The sequence below is a fragment of the Mesorhizobium sp. KR2-14 genome (assembly GCF_040049255.1).
Lineage (GTDB): Bacteria > Pseudomonadota > Alphaproteobacteria > Rhizobiales > Rhizobiaceae > Pseudaminobacter.
The window spans coordinates 196793-213759 of the sequence record NZ_JBDZDR010000004.1 but is presented as its reverse complement, the minus strand read 5'-3'; the positions used below and the strand labels follow the sequence as shown (position 1 = coordinate 213759).

The window sequence follows — 16967 nt, the reverse complement described above, 5'->3', positions numbered from 1 at the left end:
GCCGCTGACTGCAGCACAGGCATGGCGATTTCGGATGCGCGAAAGCCGAACCAACCGGCCCGGCCTGGCACCCTCGCAAAACGAGGACGCTCACCACGATGGCGGCGTTATGGAAAGGAAGACGGCCGTCAGGCCAGCTCGGGCTTCATGCCCAAGGCGGTGCGGTCGATGATCTCGCGCAGCGCGAAGGACGAGTTGATCTTCGTCACGTGCGGCATGGCGGTCAGCCATTCCTTGTGGATGCGTTCGTAGTCTGCCAGGTCCTTGGCGGCGATGCGCAGGATGTAGTCGTATTCGCCCGACATGAGGTGGCAGGAGAGCACGTTGGGGCAGCGTTTGATCGCGGCTTCAAAATCCGACAGCGTCTTTTCGAACTGCCCCGAAAGCGAAATGTGCACGATCGCCGTCATCTGGTGCCCGAGCGCCGCATTGGAAAGTCGCGCATGGTACCCCCGGATCACGCCGCTCTTTTCAAGGTTGTCGAGCCGGCGCGAACAGGCCGACTGCGACAGCCCGACCTTCTCGGCCAGGGCAGCGTTGGGAATGCGCCCATCGCGCTGCAGGGCGTCCAAAATGGCGATATCGATGCGATCGAGTGACACTTTTCGGCATTCCTTCGAATAACTATCTATTTCACGCAAGAATTATCCGCGCCATCAGCACCACGCAACAAAATTCGCAAGGATGCGCGAGCGAATCTGTGATTTCATCACCTTACCCTACGTCAAGGGAGCAACAGTGGAGGACCCACATGCGCGTTGGATGCCCCAGGGAAATCAAGAACAACGAATTCCGAGTAGGACTGACCCCGGGCGCGGTGCGCGAATACGCCGCCCATGGCCACGAAATCCTTGTCGAGACAGGTGCCGGTGCCGGAATCGGCGCAGACGACAATGCCTACCGCGCTGCCGGAGCAACCATAGCCAGGACCGCCGAGGAGGTGTTTGCCCGTGCCGACATGATCGTGAAGGTGAAGGAGCCGCAGCCGAGCGAGTGGGTGCAACTGCACGACGGTCAGATTCTGTACACTTTTCTTCATCTCGCACCCGACCCCGAGCAGGCCAAGGGCCTGCTGGCGTCCGGCGTCACCGCTATCGCCTACGAGACGGTGACCGATGACCGAGGCGGCCTGCCGCTACTGGCGCCGATGTCGGAAGTGGCGGGCAGGCTGGCCATACAGGCGGCGGCCACCGCGCTGCAAAAGCCGAATGGCGGGCGCGGCGTGCTGCTGGGTGGGGTGCCCGGTGTTCTGCCGGGCAAGGTCGTGATCATCGGGGGCGGCGTGGTCGGCTTGAACGCCGCCAAGATGGCCGTCGGCCTCGGCGCCGAGGTCGTCGTGCTCGACCGCTTCATTCCGCGCCTGCGCCAGCTCGACGACATTTTTGCCGGGCGGGTACATACCCGCTACTCCACCGTCGAAGCGCTGGAAGAGGAATGCTTCACGGGGGATGTGGTGATTGGCGCAGTGCTGATCCCGGGCGCTGCCGCCCCGAAGCTGGTTTCGCGCGAAATGCTGTCAGGCATGAAGAAGGGAGCGGTGCTGGTGGATGTGGCGATCGACCAGGGCGGCTGTTTCGAGACCTCGCACGCGACCACGCACGCCAATCCAACCTATGATGTGGACGGCATCATCCACTACTGCGTGGCCAACATGCCGGGCGCGGTGCCGGTGACGTCGGCGCATGCGCTGAACAACGCGACATTGCACTTCGGCCTGCAACTGGCCGACAAGGGGCTGAAGGCGCTGGTGGACGAGCCGCACCTGCGAAACGGCCTGAATGTGCACAAGGGCAGGATAACCAATCGCGCCGTGGCGGAAGCGCTTGGCTATGAAGCGGCCGAGCCGAAAGCAGTGCTAGCCGCGTGACCATTACGGCCTGCTTCTTGCAAGCCGCAACTGCACAGGACCTCTGGAAAGCAAGAGGGCGGCGGATCAACTCCGTCGCCCTCGAAACTCACATCCGCTCAAGGATCGCAGTGCGGGTGACCGGCTCAACGGGCTGGAGGCGCCGCATCTCCGCCGTGAGGATTGAACACGGGGGCGTGGCCCAGAGCCTGCATGGCCGCTGCGCTGGCATAATTGATGCGCGACTGCTTCACCACTTTCACCGTAGGCGCGGTATCTCCCGTGGACAGGGCCTGCGCGTAGGTCTCGCGAACGACATGGCTCGGATGAACGATTACGGTGGCCGGTGCGGAATCGGCCAAGGCGGCGCCGGAACCAAGAAGAACTGCTGCAAAAGCGAATAGAAACTTATCCATCTGCCTTCTCCTTATCAATAACGATGGCTGCTTCCATTCTGAAACACAGCCGCGGAGAAACGCCTGGAGCCAGCGAAACTTGGCGACCGGGTTGAACCGTCTTTTGCGTCATGCTGAGCTGGTCAGAAAAACTTCTTATCCAAGGTTCATTTCTTCCACGATGAGGAGATATGTATTTTTCGGCACACTTCCCAATCACAACACCGCGACTGCCGTTTGCGCGATTTCACGGACGCGTGTCACTGCTAATTCTCTGAAAAACAAGCTTTTCAGCGGTGGCAAAAGAAAAAGCCCGCCAACGAAAAACCGTCGGCGGGCCTTGTTGTGAGGAGGTCGAGAAAGCGGGCTTCTAGCGCAGGAAATCGTCGATGCGGCGCAGCGTCACGCGTCGGTTCTGCCAGTTCTCGTTCTGCGTCGGCACCAGCAGAAATTCCTCGCCGTAGCCAACCGTCTCCAGTACGTGGGACGGGATGCGGAACTCGCGCACCAGCACCCGCTTCATCGATTCCGCCCGGCGCTCGGACAGGATCTGGTTGGCTTCGAAGGAGCCGACGGCGTCGGTATGCCCCTCGATCAGGATGCGCGTGTGCGGCCGGCGGCGAATGATGCGCTCGAGCGCGTTGGCGATCTGCTTGACCTTGCCGTATTGCGAATGTGGCAACTCTGCCGAGCCGAACTCGAAGTTGATCGCCTGGATGTCGATCGATGGTGCCATGCGGCGCAGTTCCGGCCGGCGCTTGAACTCGCGCACGGTGACGCGCTGGTCGCGGCGGAGCTTGCGCGTGGGCGCCTCCTCCAGACGGCGTTCGATCTGGGAGGCAGAAGGCATCATGTTCTGGGCCGGCGCGACGGTCGGAAAGGCAAGCAGAGCGACCATGGCTGCTGCGAAATGACGGCGATTGATCATGTGTGTCTCCTGCATGGATGGCCGGGGGCCGAATTGATGGCGCGAACATGCCCCGGCGATGCTGAAGGACCGATGAACGGCGTCTTCAGCTTCGTGCAAGAGTGGTTAATGGCCGTAGGTGGGCCCCTCAGGGCCGCATGACGCTATCTGACCGCTCGGCCAAGGTCATGGTGCGCACCAGTTCGTGCTTCTGGCCCACAGGCGCAAAGCCCAGCTTCTGATAGAGCGGAAGCGCTGCGGGATGATCCATGGTGCAGGTCTGGACAGTTACGCGCTGGGGCTTGTACGACCAGGCGGTCTCGATGGCAGCGCCGAGGAACCACCGTCCCAGCCCCTGGCCTATGGCGTGATCCATCATGCCGAAATAGGCAAGCTCGACCTCGTGGGGCAGATGCGGCTTGATGTCGAAGAAACCGGCTGGCGCCCCTTCAAGGTATAGCACGCGGATATCGCGCTCTTCGCGGTGGAGGCTGGCCGCGAGTTCCTCGTCCGTCAGGCGCAGGGCGTTCACCCAGTGCCATTTGCGGCCCACGCGGTCCATCAGATAGCGATAGAAGTGCAGCGGGATGTTGCGTGCCCGCAAAAGGGCGATCTGCTTGTTGAGCGGCAGCGGTGGGTAGTGCGCCAATGGCGCCGCCATTTCGAGGAAAGTCACCGTGACGGGCACGGTTGTTGAATTCTCATGTTCGGTCATGCTCAGTCCTCGCCGGTCACCACCGGCGTGTCTGCTTGCGCGCCCCACTCGGCCCAGGAGCCGTCATAGAGCTTGTGATCGCGGTGGCGGAGGCTTTCGAGCGCCAGCGTGATTACCGCTGCCGTAACGCCGGATCCGCAGGAAGTAACCACCGGCTTGGTCAGGTCCAATCCGGCGTCCTCCAGCACCTCTACAAGGCGCTCCAGCGGAAGGAACTCGCCATTCTCGGACAGTGAGGAATAGGGCACGTTCTTCGCGCCCGGCATGTGGCCGGAGCGCAGGCCAGGCCGAGGCTCCGGTTCGGCTGCCGTGAACCGGGCGTGCGAGCGCGCGTCGGCGATCTGGCTTTCGCCGGTTTCCACGATGCGGCGCATGTCGGCCAGAGAGGCGACGCGGCTGGCGTCGAAATTGGCGTGGAAGAAACCCGAAGCGATCTTGGTCGGCTCAGTTGTCACCGGCCGCCCCGCCGCCTTCCAGCGGTCGAAGCCGCCGTCCAGCACGAAGACCTGATAAACCCCCATCACGCGAAACATCCACCAGACCCGCGGAGCGGAAAAGAAGCCCGGGCCATCATAGACCACGATCGTGTCGTCGGCGGAGATGCCCATGGAACTGGCGTGCTGGGCAAATATCCCAGGGCGCGGCAGCATGTGGGGAAGGCTGGAGTCCACATCGACCACGAGGTCCAGATCGAAAAAAACGCCGCCGGGGATATGCGCCGCATCGTATTCGGCCCGCGCGTCCCGCTTCTGGGCTGGCAGGTACCAGGAAGCATCAACGATCGACAGTCCCGGCGTGCCGAGGCGGGATTGGAGCCAATCGGCATCGACGACGAACGGACTGGTCTCGGACATTTCTCACTCCCTCGGTGGCCGCGATGGGGGCGCCGGACAGGCATGCGGCCGTGTTTCCCATTTTGGCGCCAAGCTATAACGGCGTTTCATGAAGCGCCTTGATCCAGCGCAACATGAGGTTGAACCGGCCGGCGACTCCTCTCGCCGGCATGATGCAACATATTGGCATCGCGTTGAATCAATTTCGGTTGCAAGAACCCCGCCAACCCCCGAGGCGCCGTGTAACCTTACGTGCCTGGGCGGACCACCCGGTCACCTTCACTGGGCAGGCGGCGCTCCGAAGCGGATTCGGAAGCGACGGTTCTCGCGGCCCTTCTTCTCAATTTTTCCAATATGGATTTCGCCGATCTCGCCGGTGCTGCGCACATGCGTGCCGCCACAGGGCTGGCTGTCGACCAACCCGTCCTCGCCGATGCAGACCAGCCTGATCTGGCCGTTTCCGGTCGGCGGCCTGACATTCTTGGACTTCACGAGGCCCGGATTGGTGGCAAGCTCGTCATCCGAGATAAGCCTTGTGAACACCGGATGGTCGGCGGCGATCAGTTCCATCAGCCAGGCCGTCACGTCTTCCTTGGTGAAGCCTGCATCCGGAATGTCGAAATCGACGCGGGAATCGTCCTCCGCCACCGAAGCGCCGGTGATCGGAAACGGGCACACGACCGTGAGCAGATGGCAGGCCGTGTGCATGCGCATCAAGAGATGCCGCCGAGGCCAGTCGATGGCGAGCGCCAGCTTTTCGCCCGGTTCGGGCAGCGGCTGCCCCGCCGCGGGAACGTGGATGATCTCGTTCTTGGTTTCGCCCGTGATGGTGGCCGCAATGGCGATGCGGCTGCCATCGGCGCGGGTCATCAAGCCGGTGTCGCCCGGCTGGCCGCCGGAGGTGGCGTAAAAGATCGTGCGGTCGAGAATGATGCCGCCGCGATCGTTCACGGCCACGACCTGTGCTTCGGCTTCCGCGAGATAGGCGTCGTCGCGGAAGACTGCGTAGGTGTCGTGCGCCATTACGCCACCGCCTCGAAAGGCACCGGGATTTCAGTCTGGCGATCCATCCATTCGGGGATCGGCAGATCCTTGGTGCGCAGGAAGTCGGGATTGAACAGCTTCGACTGATAACGCGTACCGTAGTCGCACAGCACCGTCACGATGGTGTGGCCGGGACCGAGATCGCGCGCCAGCCGGACGGCGCCCGCGATGTTGATGCCAGTGGAGCCGCCGAGGCACAGGCCCTCCTCCTGCACTAGGTCAAAAATGATCGGCAGCGCTTCGGCGTCGGGGATCTGATAGGAGAAGTCGGGGGTAAAACCTTCCAGGTTGGCGGTAATGCGCCCCTGCCCTATGCCCTCGGTGATGGAGCTGCCCTCGGCCTTCAACTCACCGCTGGTGTAATAGCTGTAGAGCGCCGCGCCCAGCGGGTCGGCGAGCGCGATCTTCACGTTGCGGTTCTTTTCTCTCAAGCCCGCGGCGACACCGGCAAGCGTGCCGCCGGTGCCCACGGCCGAGACGAAGCCGTCGACCTTGCCTTCGGTCTGCTTCCAGATTTCCTGCGCCGTGGTGTGGATGTGGCCGTCGCGATTGGCGATATTGTCGAACTGGTTTGCCCAGATCGCGCCGTTGGGATCGCTCTTGGCCAGTTGCTCGGCAAGCCTGCCCGAAACCTTCACATAATTGTTCGGGTTCTTGTAAGGCACGGCCGGAACCTCGATCAGTTCCGCGCCGAGCAGGCGCAGCGCATCCTTCTTTTCCTGGCTCTGCGTGTCGGGAATGACGATGACGGTGCGGTAGCCGAGCGCCTTGGCGACCACGGTGAGCCCGATGCCGGTGTTGCCGGCCGTGCCCTCGACGATAACGCCGCCCGGCTTCAGCAAACCCTTTTCCTCGGCGTCGCGAATGATGAACAGGCCGGCACGATCCTTGACCGACTGCCCCGGATTCATGAACTCGGCCTTGCCGAGGATTTCGCAACCGGTTTCCTCCGAAGCCCGATTGAGCCTGATCAAAGGCGTGTTGCCGATTACGTCGATCACCGAACGATGCATGGAAAAATTCCTTTTCTTTCAAGCGACAGAGTAAAAACCAGCGACCGGGCTTTCAAGAGATGAAATTGCCTGGTCCAGAGGCAAGCCCGATTCAATTTCCGTCGAGCGGGACGCGAGGGGAACGATTGTCGCCCGCTACTGGCCAATTGACTCGACGGCCCCCTTCCCATCGCCGAACGGCAGGGGTACTTATATTGGGGACTGAGAGGGGCGATTCACGGCATGGCAGTACTTTACCGGGCCGACCCGAAGGACGGCGTGGCATGGATTACCGGCGCCAGCACCGGCATCGGGCGGTTCCTTGCACGTGATCTTGCAACCGCTGGCTATACTGTCGCCGTTACTTCCCGAGACGAAGACCGCCTTCACACGCTGGTCGAGGAAACTGCACACTTGCCCGGGCGCATCGTGCCGTTTTTCTGCGATGTGACCGATGAAGATGGCATGCGAAACACCGTGGCGGCCATCGAGCGCGACGTGGGCGAGATCGTGCTGGCCATCTTCAGCGCCGGCAATTACTTCCCGACGCGCGGCGAGCGCCTGGACGCCCTCCACATCATCAACACTTTCGACGTCAATCTGTTCGGCGTTCTCTACGGGCTGGTGCCGGTAGTGGAACGCATGCGGCACCGCGGGCGCGGCCACGTCGTGCTTGTCGGCTCGGCGTCTTCCTATTTCGGCTGGCCGTCGGCCGGCGCCTATGGAGCCTCGAAGGCGGCGCTGAACAACCTCGCCGAGGCGCTGAAGCACGACTTCGACAAGATGAACGTGCGACTGCAGGTGGTAAATCCCGGCTTCGTGGACACGCCGCTGACGCAGAAGACGCGCATTTCAATGCCCGCGCTCATTCCCGTGGAAGACGCTTCGCAGCGAATAGCTCGCGCTGTGCGCAGCGGCGGGTTCGAAACCAGCTTCCCGCGCCGCTTTACCATTTCGCTGAAGCTGCTGCGCATGCTGCCGTTCGAACTGCGGTTTTGGCTGATCCACAAGATGACCGGATGGGACAAGCGCCCCATGGCCGCCGGGCGCAAGCGGCGAGACTGAGCAGCCAAGGCGCTCACGCCGTCTATCGCTATTGGCGCTTGGCGTGGATTCAGGAAATCTGTAGGTCAGGGACTCGATTCGGCCGCATCGGCGACCGATCGGCTTCTGGAGGACTTGCCTTGAGCCGCCGCATAACCATTGCCATTCTGATCCTGCTTGCGGCACTCGTCGCAGCCTTTGCGCTCGGCCCGCGCGTGACGGTCGACACGCGCATCACATTCGACCCGAGCGCCATCGGCGACGATCCGGAGGCCTATCTCGAGCGAACCGAAGGCAAGCTGGCCGGCATCCGCAACGGGCTGGAAAAGGAGATCGTCTGGGCAAATCCGCTGATCCACGCGAAGACGCCGATTTCCATCGTCTACGTCCACGGCTTTTCCGCCTCCAAGGCCGAGGTGCGACCGCTGCCCGACGAAGTGGCCGACGCACTCGATGCCAACCTCTTCTACACGCGACTGACCGGTCACGGGCAGGACGGAGCTGCCATGGGCACGGCCACGGTCAACGACTGGATCAACGATTATGCCGAGGCCATCGCCATCGGCCGCGAGATCGGTGAAAAGGTCGTCGTCATCGCCACCTCGACGGGTGCGGCATTGGCCGTGCATGCGGCCGCCGAGCAAGGCGCTTCGGATGGCGTCGTGGCCATGGCTTTGATCTCGCCGAATTTCGGCGTTCGGGCCGCAGGCGCCGAAATCCTGACGCTGCCCTGGGGCAAGCAGATCGCCGAACTGGTCGCCGGCAAGGAGCGAAGCTTCGAGCCGCGCAATTCGCAACACGAACAATTCTGGACCACGCGTTACCCGACCAGCGCCACGCTGCCGATGGCCGCCCTGACCAAGCTCGCGAGCGAGACGCCGGTGGAGAACATCACGATCCCTGCCCTCTTCATCTTCTCGGATCTCGACGGCGTCACCCGCCAGGACCTGACGCGCCAGATAGCGGCGCGCTGGGGCAGCTATCATGAGCTCGTGCCGGTCGAAACATCCGGCGACCCGGACAACCACGTCATAGCCGGCGACGTGCGGTCGCCGTCCACGACGCGTTTCCTGGCGCAGCGGATCGAAGTCTGGATCAAGGCCGTGGTGCAATAGAAAGCGGCCGGAGCAAAGCACTCCGGCCGCTTGAATATGTTCATTCACCAGCCCTGTGGTGAGGCCGACAGACTGTTAGCCGTCAGGCGGCTCGCGTCGCCGGCTTGCGCCCGCCGAAGCCACGGCGCTTGGGCCGGGACGGCTTGCGTCCTTCCGGCCTGTCGTCGGCCGGCCGGCCGGAAAACAGCTTCTTGCCGAAACCGTTGCCGCGCGGCTTCTGCCCCTGCGGGCGCTTGTCAGCGCGCGGAGCGTTTCGATCGTTCGCAGGCTCCATCGCCGCACGCGGTTCCGGCTTGGGGTCAGGCTGGTCGAGATGATCGGCCGCCACCGGCAGCTTCATGCGAATGATCTTCTCAACCTGACGCAGCTTGGCGCTTTCGGTGGGGTCGCACAGCGTGATGGCGATGCCGTCAGCGCCGTTGCGGCCGGTACGGCCGATGCGGTGGACATAGCTTTCTGCCTCGTCCGGCAGGTCGAAGTTAACGACATGGCTGATGCCCGGAACGTCGATGCCGCGGGCGGCGATGTCGGTGGCGACGAGGATGCGCACGGAGCCATCGCGGAAACCGTTCAGCGCCTTCTGGCGTGCGTTCTGCGACTTGTTGCCGTGGATGACAGCGGCCTCGAAACCGTCGCGCTCGAGATCGCGGGTGACACGGTCGGCGCCGTGCTTTGTGCGCGCGAACACGATGACCTGACGCATCGCTTCATCTGCCAGCATGGTGGAGAGGATCTTGCGCTTCTGCTTGGTGCGGGCAAGCACGACGCTCTGCTTGATCTCGGCGGCCGTCGTGCCCTGCGGCGCCACCTCGACGCGCACGGGCTGCTTCATGATGCCTTCGGCCAGCGCCGCGATTTCTTCGGGCATGGTGGCCGAGAACAGCGCCGTCTGGCGGTCCCTGTGGGTGGCCTTGGCCAGCCGCTTCACATCATGGATGAAGCCCATGTCGAGCATGCGGTCGGCCTCGTCGAGCACCAGCCAGCGCGTTTCCTGCAGGCTCACCTCGCCCTCGCGGACGAGATCGACGAGCCGGCCAGGGGTGGCGACCAGAACATCGACGCCAGGCGCCATTTTCTTGACCTGGCTGAAGCGCGACACGCCGCCGAGCACCAGCGCGGTCGACACGTGCAATCCCTTGGTGAGCACGCGGATCGTCTCCTCGATCTGCACGGCAAGCTCGCGGGTCGGCGCCAGGATCAGCGCGCGCGCCGTCTTGGGCAGGCGCTTGGTGCCAAGCGCGATGATCTTCGTCAGGATCGGCAGGCTGAAGGCAGCCGTCTTGCCCGAGCCCGTCTGGGCCACGGCCAGCACATCGCGGCCTTCGAGAAGCGGGGGAATAGCGCCGGCCTGGATCGGCTTCGGCATGTCAAAGCCGGCGCCTGCGGTAGTCTTGAGCAGCGGGCCGGAAATTCCGAGTTCGGCAAAACCTGCCGACTCGACAATGTTTTCGTTCGTCAATCTGTTCTTCTTTCACGCGGCCATGGCCGCAAACGATGATCGCGGCAAGGCGCTACCTGCCGGCGAAATGTCTCTATGGAAACGACAAGGCGGCGGGCTGAAAAAAGCCCGCACGGTTGCGCTGTCGTGCCCGCGAACACCATGTCCGCAGGGCTTTTTCTCCGGTGATCTCTCGATCAAAACGGAGGAAAGCAGACGCAACCTGTCCCATCTGTCGGGAAAGCCGGAATCCCGGCCCAAGCGCCCATGTTGCCGCATATGGCCCATTCGGCCGGAAAAAGCAACCAATATATGTTGCAGTGCGAAAGAAGACCCGTGGAGGTCTTGTCGGCTGCGCCAGTTCAAATGATGAATTCGGCGAGTGTCTCGTTCTCTGTGATGTCCTGGTAAGCCCAGCCCGCTTCATGGAAACGCTTCGCCAGCACCGCGAAATTGCGGGCGTCCTTGGTTTCGATACCGATCAGCACCGAGCCGAAGTTGCGAGCCGACTTTTTCAGATACTCGAAGCGGGAGATATCATCGTCGGGACCGAGAAGCTCAAGGAAATCGCGCAGCGCGCCCGGACGCTGCGGGAAGCGGAAGATGAAATACTTCTTCAGGCCCTCGAAGCGCAGCGCCCTCTCCTTCACATCGGGCAGGCGCTCGAAATCGAAATTGCCGCCCGAGATCACGAGCACGATGGTCTTGCCCTTGATTTCCTTCTTGGGAAAATCCTTGAGCGCATCGATGGAGAGCGCACCAGCCGGCTCCAGCACGACGCCCTCGACGTTGAGCATCTCGATCATCGTCGCACACAGCCGGTTCTCCGGAACGAGCCTGACGGAGGCTTCGTCAAACTCCTTGAGGTAGCGCAGCGGTTCGCGGCCGATTTCGGCCACCGCCGCGCCGTCGACGAAATTGTCGACCTTGTCGAGTTTCACCCGTTTGCCCAGCTTCAGCGCTTCCTTGAGGCTTGGTGCGCCGAACGGTTCGCAGAACACGAAGCGCGTGGCGGCTCCTTTCTCGCGCATATAGTGGGTGACGCCCGCGGCCAGGCCTCCGCCGCCGATTGGCAGGAACATCATGTCGGGCTCGCGCCCATCGGGCATCTGCGATGCGATTTCAGCGGCGACACTCGCCTGCCCCTCGATAATGTCCTTGTGGTCAAAGGGCGGCACCAGATGCGCACCCGACGTTTCCGTGAATTCGATGGCCGCGCGGTAGCAATCGTCAAAGAAGTCGCCGACCAGCCGGATTTCCACGAACTCGCCGCCGAACAGCCGCGTCTTGTCGATCTTCTGCTGTGGGGTGGTCACCGGCATGAAGACGACGCCCTTCTTGCCGAAATGGCGGCAGACATAGGCGAAGCCCTGCGCGTGGTTGCCGGCCGAAGCACAGACAAACAGTTCGGCTCGGCTGCCGCCGGCGAGCGCCTTGCGGAAGAAATTGAAGGCGCCACGGATCTTGTAGGAGCGCACCGGCGACAGGTCCTCGCGCTTCAGGAAGATGTGGGCGCCAGTCTTGCGCGACAGATATGCATTTTCCTGAAGCGGCGTTTCGGCAAACAGCTCGCGCAGTGTGCGGGTCGCGTCATCCACCCGCTCGACAAAATTCGTCATCGCCAAATCGCTCCATTCTGGTCGAAGGCGCCACGCGGAGGTCAACGCCGGCGCCGGCATATGCGAATACGACAACTGCCGCCATCGCCTGGCCGCAACGACACGTAGCTGTCGATGGCCGGTTCCGCCTATTGCATATTGGCCAAGATGACGCCACTGTCGCCGCCCCGTCACCTTGTCGCCACGTTCATGGAACGGGGATTTCCGAGTAACCAGGGTCCTTTCCGTGAATAGAACCGCCGTTCGCGCCGCGATCCACGTTGCTGCGATCTTCGCCATGTATCTCTCTGCCGCGATGCTGATTCCGGCGGCGGTCGATCTCTATTACGGCAGCAAGGACTGGCGCGCCTTCGCGTTCTCCGCCCTGTTCATGGGCGGGCTTGCCATGGCGGTTGCGCTGGCGACGCAGGGGCGCCCGCCGCAGGCCACCACGCGTTTCGGGTTCCTTCTGGTCAACCTGCTGTGGCTCACGCTGGCCATTGCCGGGGCGGTGCCGTTTCTGGCCTCGTCGCTCGGGCTGAGCCTTGCCGACGCGTTCTTCGAATCCGTCTCGGGCATCACCACCACCGGCTCGACCGTTATCAACGGGCTGGATAAGGCGCCGCCCGGCCTGTTGCTGTGGCGCTCGCTGCTGACATTCATTGGCGGCCTCGGGGTCATCGCACTCGGCCTTTTCCTGCTGCCCTTCCTCAACATCGGCGGCGTGTCCTATTTCAAGATCGAGTCGTCCGACATCGAGGACCGTCCCTTCGCGCGATTCCACACTTTCGCGCTCAGCCTCATCGTCATCTACACGTCGCTGGTGACGATATGCGCCATCTGCTACGCCGCGGCGGGCATGACGGGCTTCGACGCGATCAACCATGCAATGTCGACCCTTGCCACCGGCGGCATGTCGACCCACGACACCTCCTTTGCGCGCTATACCAACACGCCATCGATCCTGTGGATCGCCTCCATCTTCATGTTCATCGGCGGCCTGCCGTTCTCGATCATGATCCTGTTCGTGGTGCGCGGCCGCACCGACGCCCTGAGGGATCCGCAGATCCGCGTCTTCGCCGGCTACTGCGTCGTCTTCGCCCTGTCGGTTGCGATCTATCTGCGAGTGAAGCTCGGCATTCCCTTCTTCGACGCCCTCACCCACTCGACCTTCAACTTCATTTCGATCATCACCACCACCGGCTTCGCCAGCGACGATTATACGAAGTGGGGGCCGTTTGCCGTTGCCTGCCTGTTCGTCGCCACTTTCCTGGGCGGCTGCTCTGGCTCGACCACCGGCGGCATCAAAGCCTATCGGTTCCTCATCCTGTTCGAGCTGATGGCGAACGGGCTTCGCCGCCTGATCTATCCCAACACGGTACAGCCTGTGCGCTATGGTGACCGCACGATAAGCGAGGACATGCAACGCAGCGTGGTTCTGTTCATCGCTGCCTTCCTTGTTCTGTGGGCCATCGGCACAATCCTGCTTGCGGCAACCGGCCTGGACCTCATGACCGCCATAACCGGCGCCCTGACAGCGTTGACCAATGTCGGTCCCGGCATGGGCGAGATCATCGGCCCGGTGGGCAATTTCGCGACGCTGCCAGATGCCGCGAAGTGGATTCTCTCGGCTGCCATGCTGCTTGGCCGTCTCGAGATCCTTTCCGTGCTGGTCATCTTCACCCCGACCTTCTGGGGACGCTGACGGCCGCCCGTCTCCCGGCTGCAACACCCGACCTGCCCACGCTTGGCGGCGCCCTCTGCCTGGCTGGACCCTGCGAGCGCCAGCGGCTATCAGGTAGCCGGGGATGGGCCGGAGCAAATGATGTCTCGAAGTGTGGCGGCGGGGTTGGGCGCAATTGCGCTGGCTATGCTCATCTCGGGCTGTGCCGGCCAGGATATGCGCGAACTGGTCAGCAGCCGTGTCGTGGAGGCTCCCGCGGGCGCCATCGCGGGCCGTCATGAAATATTCGTGGCCACCACGCGCGCAAAGGCTACAGACCGCAAGGAAGTCTATGCGGGCGAGCGCGCGCCCACGGTCAGCTTCGCACGCGTGGACATAACGGTTCCGGCCGGCCACAAGCCGGGAAACATCGAGCGCCGGAAGCGCGGCCAAAGCCCCGACCCCGCGAAATATTTCATCGCGGAAAAGGTCTCGACCTTCGACAAGGCCGAAGAGTTCTCAAAATCCCTGCGCGCAGACATCAGCTCGCGGGGCGGCCGCGCGCTGGTTTTCGTGCATGGCTACAACACCGCCTTCGACAGCGCCGTCTATCGCCTGACGCAGATCGCGCACGATTCCGGCTATTCCGGCACGCCGGTTCTGTTCTCCTGGGCCTCCAGCGGCAAAGTGGTCGATTACGTCTACGACACCAACAGCGCCACCGCCGCCCGCGACGCGCTGGAAGAGACGCTGCGGCTGGTGGCCAGATCCGGCGCCAAGCGCATCGATATCATCGCCCATTCGATGGGCAACTGGGTGACGATGGAAGCGTTGCGGCAGCTCGCCGCTGCTGGCGACCCCGACCTGGGCGACCGTCTTGGCGACGTGGTGTTGGCCTCGCCTGATATCGATGTCGACGTGTTCAAGAGCCAGATGCGTCGCTACGGCAAGCCCGACAAGCCATTCTTCCTGCTTCTGTCGGGTGACGACCGCGCACTGGAAGTGTCGCGCATCATTGCCGGCAACAAGCCGCGGCTCGGCGGCTACAAGGATGCCGCCGACATTGCGAGCCTCGGCGTGACGGTCGTGGATCTCAGCCAGGTTTCCGCCGGCGACTCGCTGAACCACACCAAGTTCGCCGACAACCCGGTTCTGGTGAAGCTTCTGGGCGACAAGCTCCACGAGGATGCCGGTTTGGGCACCGGCGAACGCGGTGTGGGGGATCGGCTGGGAACGCTCGCCGGCGGCATCACCCAGACGATCACCTCCGCCGCCGAAATCGTCATCACCACGCCGTTCGAGGTGATGAGTGTTGTGGTTGGCGGCCCAAAGACGTAGGCCGCCAAACTCTCCGAAGCGGCTGGCCGCCGCTCAGACGAACAGGTCGACCTTCTCGAACTTCGTCACGTCGATGATGCCGACGTCGGAGATACGCAGTTCGGGGATCACCACCAGCGCCAGCAGCGAGTGCTGCATATAGGCGTTGTTGAGCGTGCACCCCATTGCGCGCATGGCCTCCACCAGCTTCTCGGCCTTTTCCGCGACGATTTCGGCGCGCTCGTCCGACATCAGGCCGGCGATCGGCATTTCCACCGCCGCCAGTTCCTTGCCCTTGGAATAGAGAACGACACCGCCGCCGATCTCGCCAAGGCGGTTGGCGGCCGCGGCCATATCCTCCTTGTTGGTGCCCACCACGATCATGTGATGGCTGTCATGCGCCACGGTGGAGGCAAGCGCGCAATCCTGCATATAGCCGAAGCCAGAGACAAAACCGTTGGTGACGCTGCCGGTGCCGCGATGGCGTTCCACCAGCGCGATCTGGCAGACATCGCCGGGGCGGTCCATGGCGACGAGCCCATTCTCGACCGAGAGGTCGGCCTCGAGCGCGCGCGTCGGCGCCTGGTTCTCGATGACGCCGATGACGCGCACCCGGACCTCGTTGGCGCCTTCGGGCGCCTCGATGTCGAAGTCGCGCGCCTCCAGTCGCTTGCCGAGCTTGACCGTGTTCTTGGCGCTCTCCGGATAGTCGTAGGCGCGGATATCGACTTCCAGCTTTCCGCTCTTGGCCAGCCGCACCCCGCGGCCATAAACCTCGTCGATCTTCATTTCCGCCAGGTCGGAAACGATCAGGAAATCGGCGCGGCGTCCGGGCGCGATGGAGCCCAGCTCGCGCTCCATCCGGAAATGCTGCGCGGTGTTGATCGTGGCCATCTGGATCGCCGTGACGGGCTTCAACCCTTGGGCGATGGCGTGGCGCACGACGCGGTCCATGTGCCCCTCATGCACCAGCGTGCCGGAATGGCTGTCATCGGTGCAGAGGATGAAGTTGCGCGGGTCAAGCCCTTGTTCCGTCATCGCTTTTATCTGGGTGGCGACGTCGTACCAGGCCGAGCCGAGGCGCAGCATGGCCTTCATGCCCTGGCGCACGCGTGCGATAGCGTCTTCAACGCGCGTGCCTTCATGGTCGTCCTCCGGCCCGCCGGCGACATAGCCGTGGAAGGGCCGGCCGAGATCCGGCGACGCATAGTGACCGCCGACGGTCTTTCCAGCCTTCATCGTTTCGGCAATGCCGCCCACCATGACAGGGTCGTTGGCGGCAACGCCCGGAAAGTTCATCACCTCTCCGAGCCCGACGATGTTTGGCCAGGTCATGGCCTCGGCGACGTCCTCCGGCTGCAGCGAGGCACCGGCATTCTCCAGCCCCGGCGCGGAAGGCACGCAGGAAGGCATCTGCACGCCCACATTGATGGGCATGGCCATTGCCTCGTCATGCATGAGGCGCACGCCCTCGAGACCCAGCACGTTGGCGATCTCGTGCGGGTCGATGAACATCGAGGTGGTGCCATGCGGGATCACCGCCCGCGCGAACTCGGTCACCGTCACCATGCCGCTTTCGACATGCATATGCGCGTCGCACAGCCCCGGCACGAGATAGCGCCCCCCGGCATCGACGAGCTTGGTGCCCTGCCCGATGGCGTGGCTGGCATCCGGGCCGCAATAGGCGAAACGCCCGCCGCTGATGGCCAGGTCGGTGCCCGGGATAACCTCGCCGGAATGGACGTTCACCCAGCGGCCATTGCGCACGACAAGATCGGCGGGCTTTCGCCCCATCGCAACGTCGACAAGCGTCGGCGCCATTTTCGACCAGGGTTTGGGTGCGTGGAAAGCCTGATTCTTGGCCATGATATGCAGCTCCTCTTTCGCCGACTGTGCCAAGGCTTCAGCGATTTGACCAGCCAACCCGGCGGCAATTCCACCGCCGGAACGCGCAATCAGCTCCGTGCAGATGTTTTGATTCAGGATAGGCCGGTAAGTCATGAATTTCACTGCCAGAATTCGTCTGTCTACCGGCCGCCTTCCCCGCATGGAACTTTGGC

General features: G+C 63.1%; 16 protein-coding genes. 6 read left to right on the top strand and 10 right to left on the bottom strand.

Translation table 11 applies throughout. The features are described from left to right. Positions 1-128 precede the first annotated feature (128 nt). Positions 129-602, bottom strand: coding sequence for an Lrp/AsnC family transcriptional regulator (locus ABLE86_RS13110; RefSeq protein WP_348779403.1), 474 nt, complete (start codon positions 600-602; stop codon positions 129-131). Positions 603-751: 149 nt separating this feature from the next. Here ABLE86_RS13110 and ald point away from each other — a divergent pair, with 149 nt between their 5' ends. Continuing rightward, entirely contained in the window at positions 752-1867 is a 1116-nt protein-coding gene (gene ald / locus ABLE86_RS13105) for an alanine dehydrogenase (protein ID WP_348779402.1), read from the top strand. A 125-nt stretch (positions 1868-1992) separates the two neighbouring features. Here the strand turns inward: ald and ABLE86_RS13100 are convergent, their stop codons facing one another. The 6 genes from ABLE86_RS13100 to ABLE86_RS13075 all read right to left on the bottom strand — a co-directional run bounded on the left by ABLE86_RS13100 (position 1993) and on the right by ABLE86_RS13075 (position 6753). Then, a complete protein-coding gene (locus ABLE86_RS13100) occupies positions 1993-2262 on the bottom strand; it encodes a hypothetical protein (protein ID WP_348779401.1) in 270 nt (89 codons plus the stop codon). A 349-nt stretch (positions 2263-2611) separates the two neighbouring features. Further along, positions 2612-3169 (bottom strand): OmpA family protein, encoded by a 558-nt coding sequence (locus ABLE86_RS13095; protein ID WP_348779400.1) that lies wholly within the window; start codon positions 3167-3169, stop codon positions 2612-2614. Between the two features lie 127 nt (positions 3170-3296). Beyond that, positions 3297-3863: a GNAT family N-acetyltransferase gene (locus ABLE86_RS13090; RefSeq protein ID WP_348779399.1), complete on the bottom strand. Its 567-nt coding sequence runs from the start codon at positions 3861-3863 to the stop codon at positions 3297-3299. Between the two features lie 2 nt (positions 3864-3865). Then, complete coding sequence (sseA, locus tag ABLE86_RS13085; protein ID WP_348779398.1) at positions 3866-4717, bottom strand: 3-mercaptopyruvate sulfurtransferase; 852 nt, start codon at positions 4715-4717, stop codon at positions 3866-3868. Between the two features lie 258 nt (positions 4718-4975). Next, positions 4976-5719 carry an alanyl-tRNA editing protein gene (locus ABLE86_RS13080; RefSeq protein ID WP_348779397.1) on the bottom strand — a complete coding sequence of 248 codons (744 nt, stop codon included), beginning with the start codon at positions 5717-5719 and terminating at the stop codon, positions 4976-4978. Beyond that, entirely contained in the window at positions 5719-6753 is a 1035-nt protein-coding gene (locus ABLE86_RS13075; RefSeq protein ID WP_348779396.1) for a cysteine synthase A, read from the bottom strand. The genes ABLE86_RS13080 and ABLE86_RS13075 overlap by 1 nt, the downstream gene beginning before the upstream one ends. A gap of 222 nt (positions 6754-6975) precedes the next feature. Here ABLE86_RS13075 and ABLE86_RS13070 point away from each other — a divergent pair, with 222 nt between their 5' ends. Together ABLE86_RS13070 and ABLE86_RS13065 are read left to right on the top strand one after the other, a co-directional pair. Next, positions 6976-7797 (top strand): SDR family NAD(P)-dependent oxidoreductase, encoded by an 822-nt coding sequence (locus ABLE86_RS13070; protein WP_348779395.1) that lies wholly within the window; start codon positions 6976-6978, stop codon positions 7795-7797. A 119-nt stretch (positions 7798-7916) separates the two neighbouring features. Next, a complete protein-coding gene (locus ABLE86_RS13065; RefSeq protein ID WP_348779394.1) occupies positions 7917-8891 on the top strand; it encodes an alpha/beta fold hydrolase in 975 nt (324 codons plus the stop codon). 82 nt (positions 8892-8973) lie between these two features. Here the strand turns inward: ABLE86_RS13065 and ABLE86_RS13060 are convergent, their stop codons facing one another. After that, positions 8974-10350 (bottom strand): DEAD/DEAH box helicase, encoded by a 1377-nt coding sequence (locus ABLE86_RS13060; RefSeq protein WP_348779393.1) that lies wholly within the window; start codon positions 10348-10350, stop codon positions 8974-8976. Here ABLE86_RS13060 and ABLE86_RS13055 point away from each other — a divergent pair. Further along, positions 10334-10699: a hypothetical protein gene (locus ABLE86_RS13055; protein ID WP_348779392.1), complete on the top strand. Its 366-nt coding sequence runs from the start codon at positions 10334-10336 to the stop codon at positions 10697-10699. The genes ABLE86_RS13060 and ABLE86_RS13055 overlap by 17 nt on opposite strands. Here ABLE86_RS13055 and ilvA read toward each other — a convergent pair. Next, entirely contained in the window at positions 10692-11948 is a 1257-nt protein-coding gene (ilvA, locus tag ABLE86_RS13050; protein ID WP_348779391.1) for a threonine ammonia-lyase IlvA, read from the bottom strand. The genes ABLE86_RS13055 and ilvA overlap by 8 nt on opposite strands. 226 nt (positions 11949-12174) lie before the next feature. Here ilvA and ABLE86_RS13045 point away from each other — a divergent pair, with 226 nt between their 5' ends. Beyond that, entirely contained in the window at positions 12175-13632 is a 1458-nt protein-coding gene (locus tag ABLE86_RS13045) for a TrkH family potassium uptake protein (RefSeq protein ID WP_348779390.1), read from the top strand. Positions 13633-13749: 117 nt separating this feature from the next. Next, positions 13750-14928 (top strand): alpha/beta hydrolase, encoded by a 1179-nt coding sequence (locus ABLE86_RS13040; RefSeq protein ID WP_348779389.1) that lies wholly within the window; start codon positions 13750-13752, stop codon positions 14926-14928. Between the two features lie 33 nt (positions 14929-14961). Here ABLE86_RS13040 and ade read toward each other — a convergent pair whose 3' ends face one another. Then, a complete protein-coding gene (gene ade / locus ABLE86_RS13035) occupies positions 14962-16773 on the bottom strand; it encodes an adenine deaminase (protein WP_348779388.1) in 1812 nt (603 codons plus the stop codon). Positions 16774-16967: the final 194 nt, after the last annotated feature.

Coding starts and splice junctions, on each gene's coding strand:
- ald (WP_348779402.1), top strand. CDS start 752: ATGCGCGTTGGATGCCCCAGGGAAATCAAGAACAACGAATTCCGAGTA.
- ABLE86_RS13100 (WP_348779401.1), bottom strand. CDS start 2,262: ATGGATAAGTTTCTATTCGCTTTTGCAGCAGTTCTTCTTGGTTCCGGC.
- ABLE86_RS13095 (WP_348779400.1), bottom strand. CDS start 3,169: ATGATCAATCGCCGTCATTTCGCAGCAGCCATGGTCGCTCTGCTTGCC.
- ABLE86_RS13090 (WP_348779399.1), bottom strand. CDS start 3,863: ATGACCGAACATGAGAATTCAACAACCGTGCCCGTCACGGTGACTTTC.
- sseA (WP_348779398.1), bottom strand. CDS start 4,717: ATGTCCGAGACCAGTCCGTTCGTCGTCGATGCCGATTGGCTCCAATCC.
- ABLE86_RS13080 (WP_348779397.1), bottom strand. CDS start 5,719: ATGGCGCACGACACCTACGCAGTCTTCCGCGACGACGCCTATCTCGCG.
- ABLE86_RS13075 (WP_348779396.1), bottom strand. CDS start 6,753: ATGCATCGTTCGGTGATCGACGTAATCGGCAACACGCCTTTGATCAGG.
- ABLE86_RS13070 (WP_348779395.1), top strand. CDS start 6,976: ATGGCAGTACTTTACCGGGCCGACCCGAAGGACGGCGTGGCATGGATT.
- ABLE86_RS13055 (WP_348779392.1), top strand. CDS start 10,334: ATGTTTTCGTTCGTCAATCTGTTCTTCTTTCACGCGGCCATGGCCGCA.
- ilvA (WP_348779391.1), bottom strand. CDS start 11,948: ATGACGAATTTTGTCGAGCGGGTGGATGACGCGACCCGCACACTGCGC.
- ABLE86_RS13040 (WP_348779389.1), top strand. CDS start 13,750: ATGATGTCTCGAAGTGTGGCGGCGGGGTTGGGCGCAATTGCGCTGGCT.
- ade (WP_348779388.1), bottom strand. CDS start 16,773: ATGGCCAAGAATCAGGCTTTCCACGCACCCAAACCCTGGTCGAAAATG.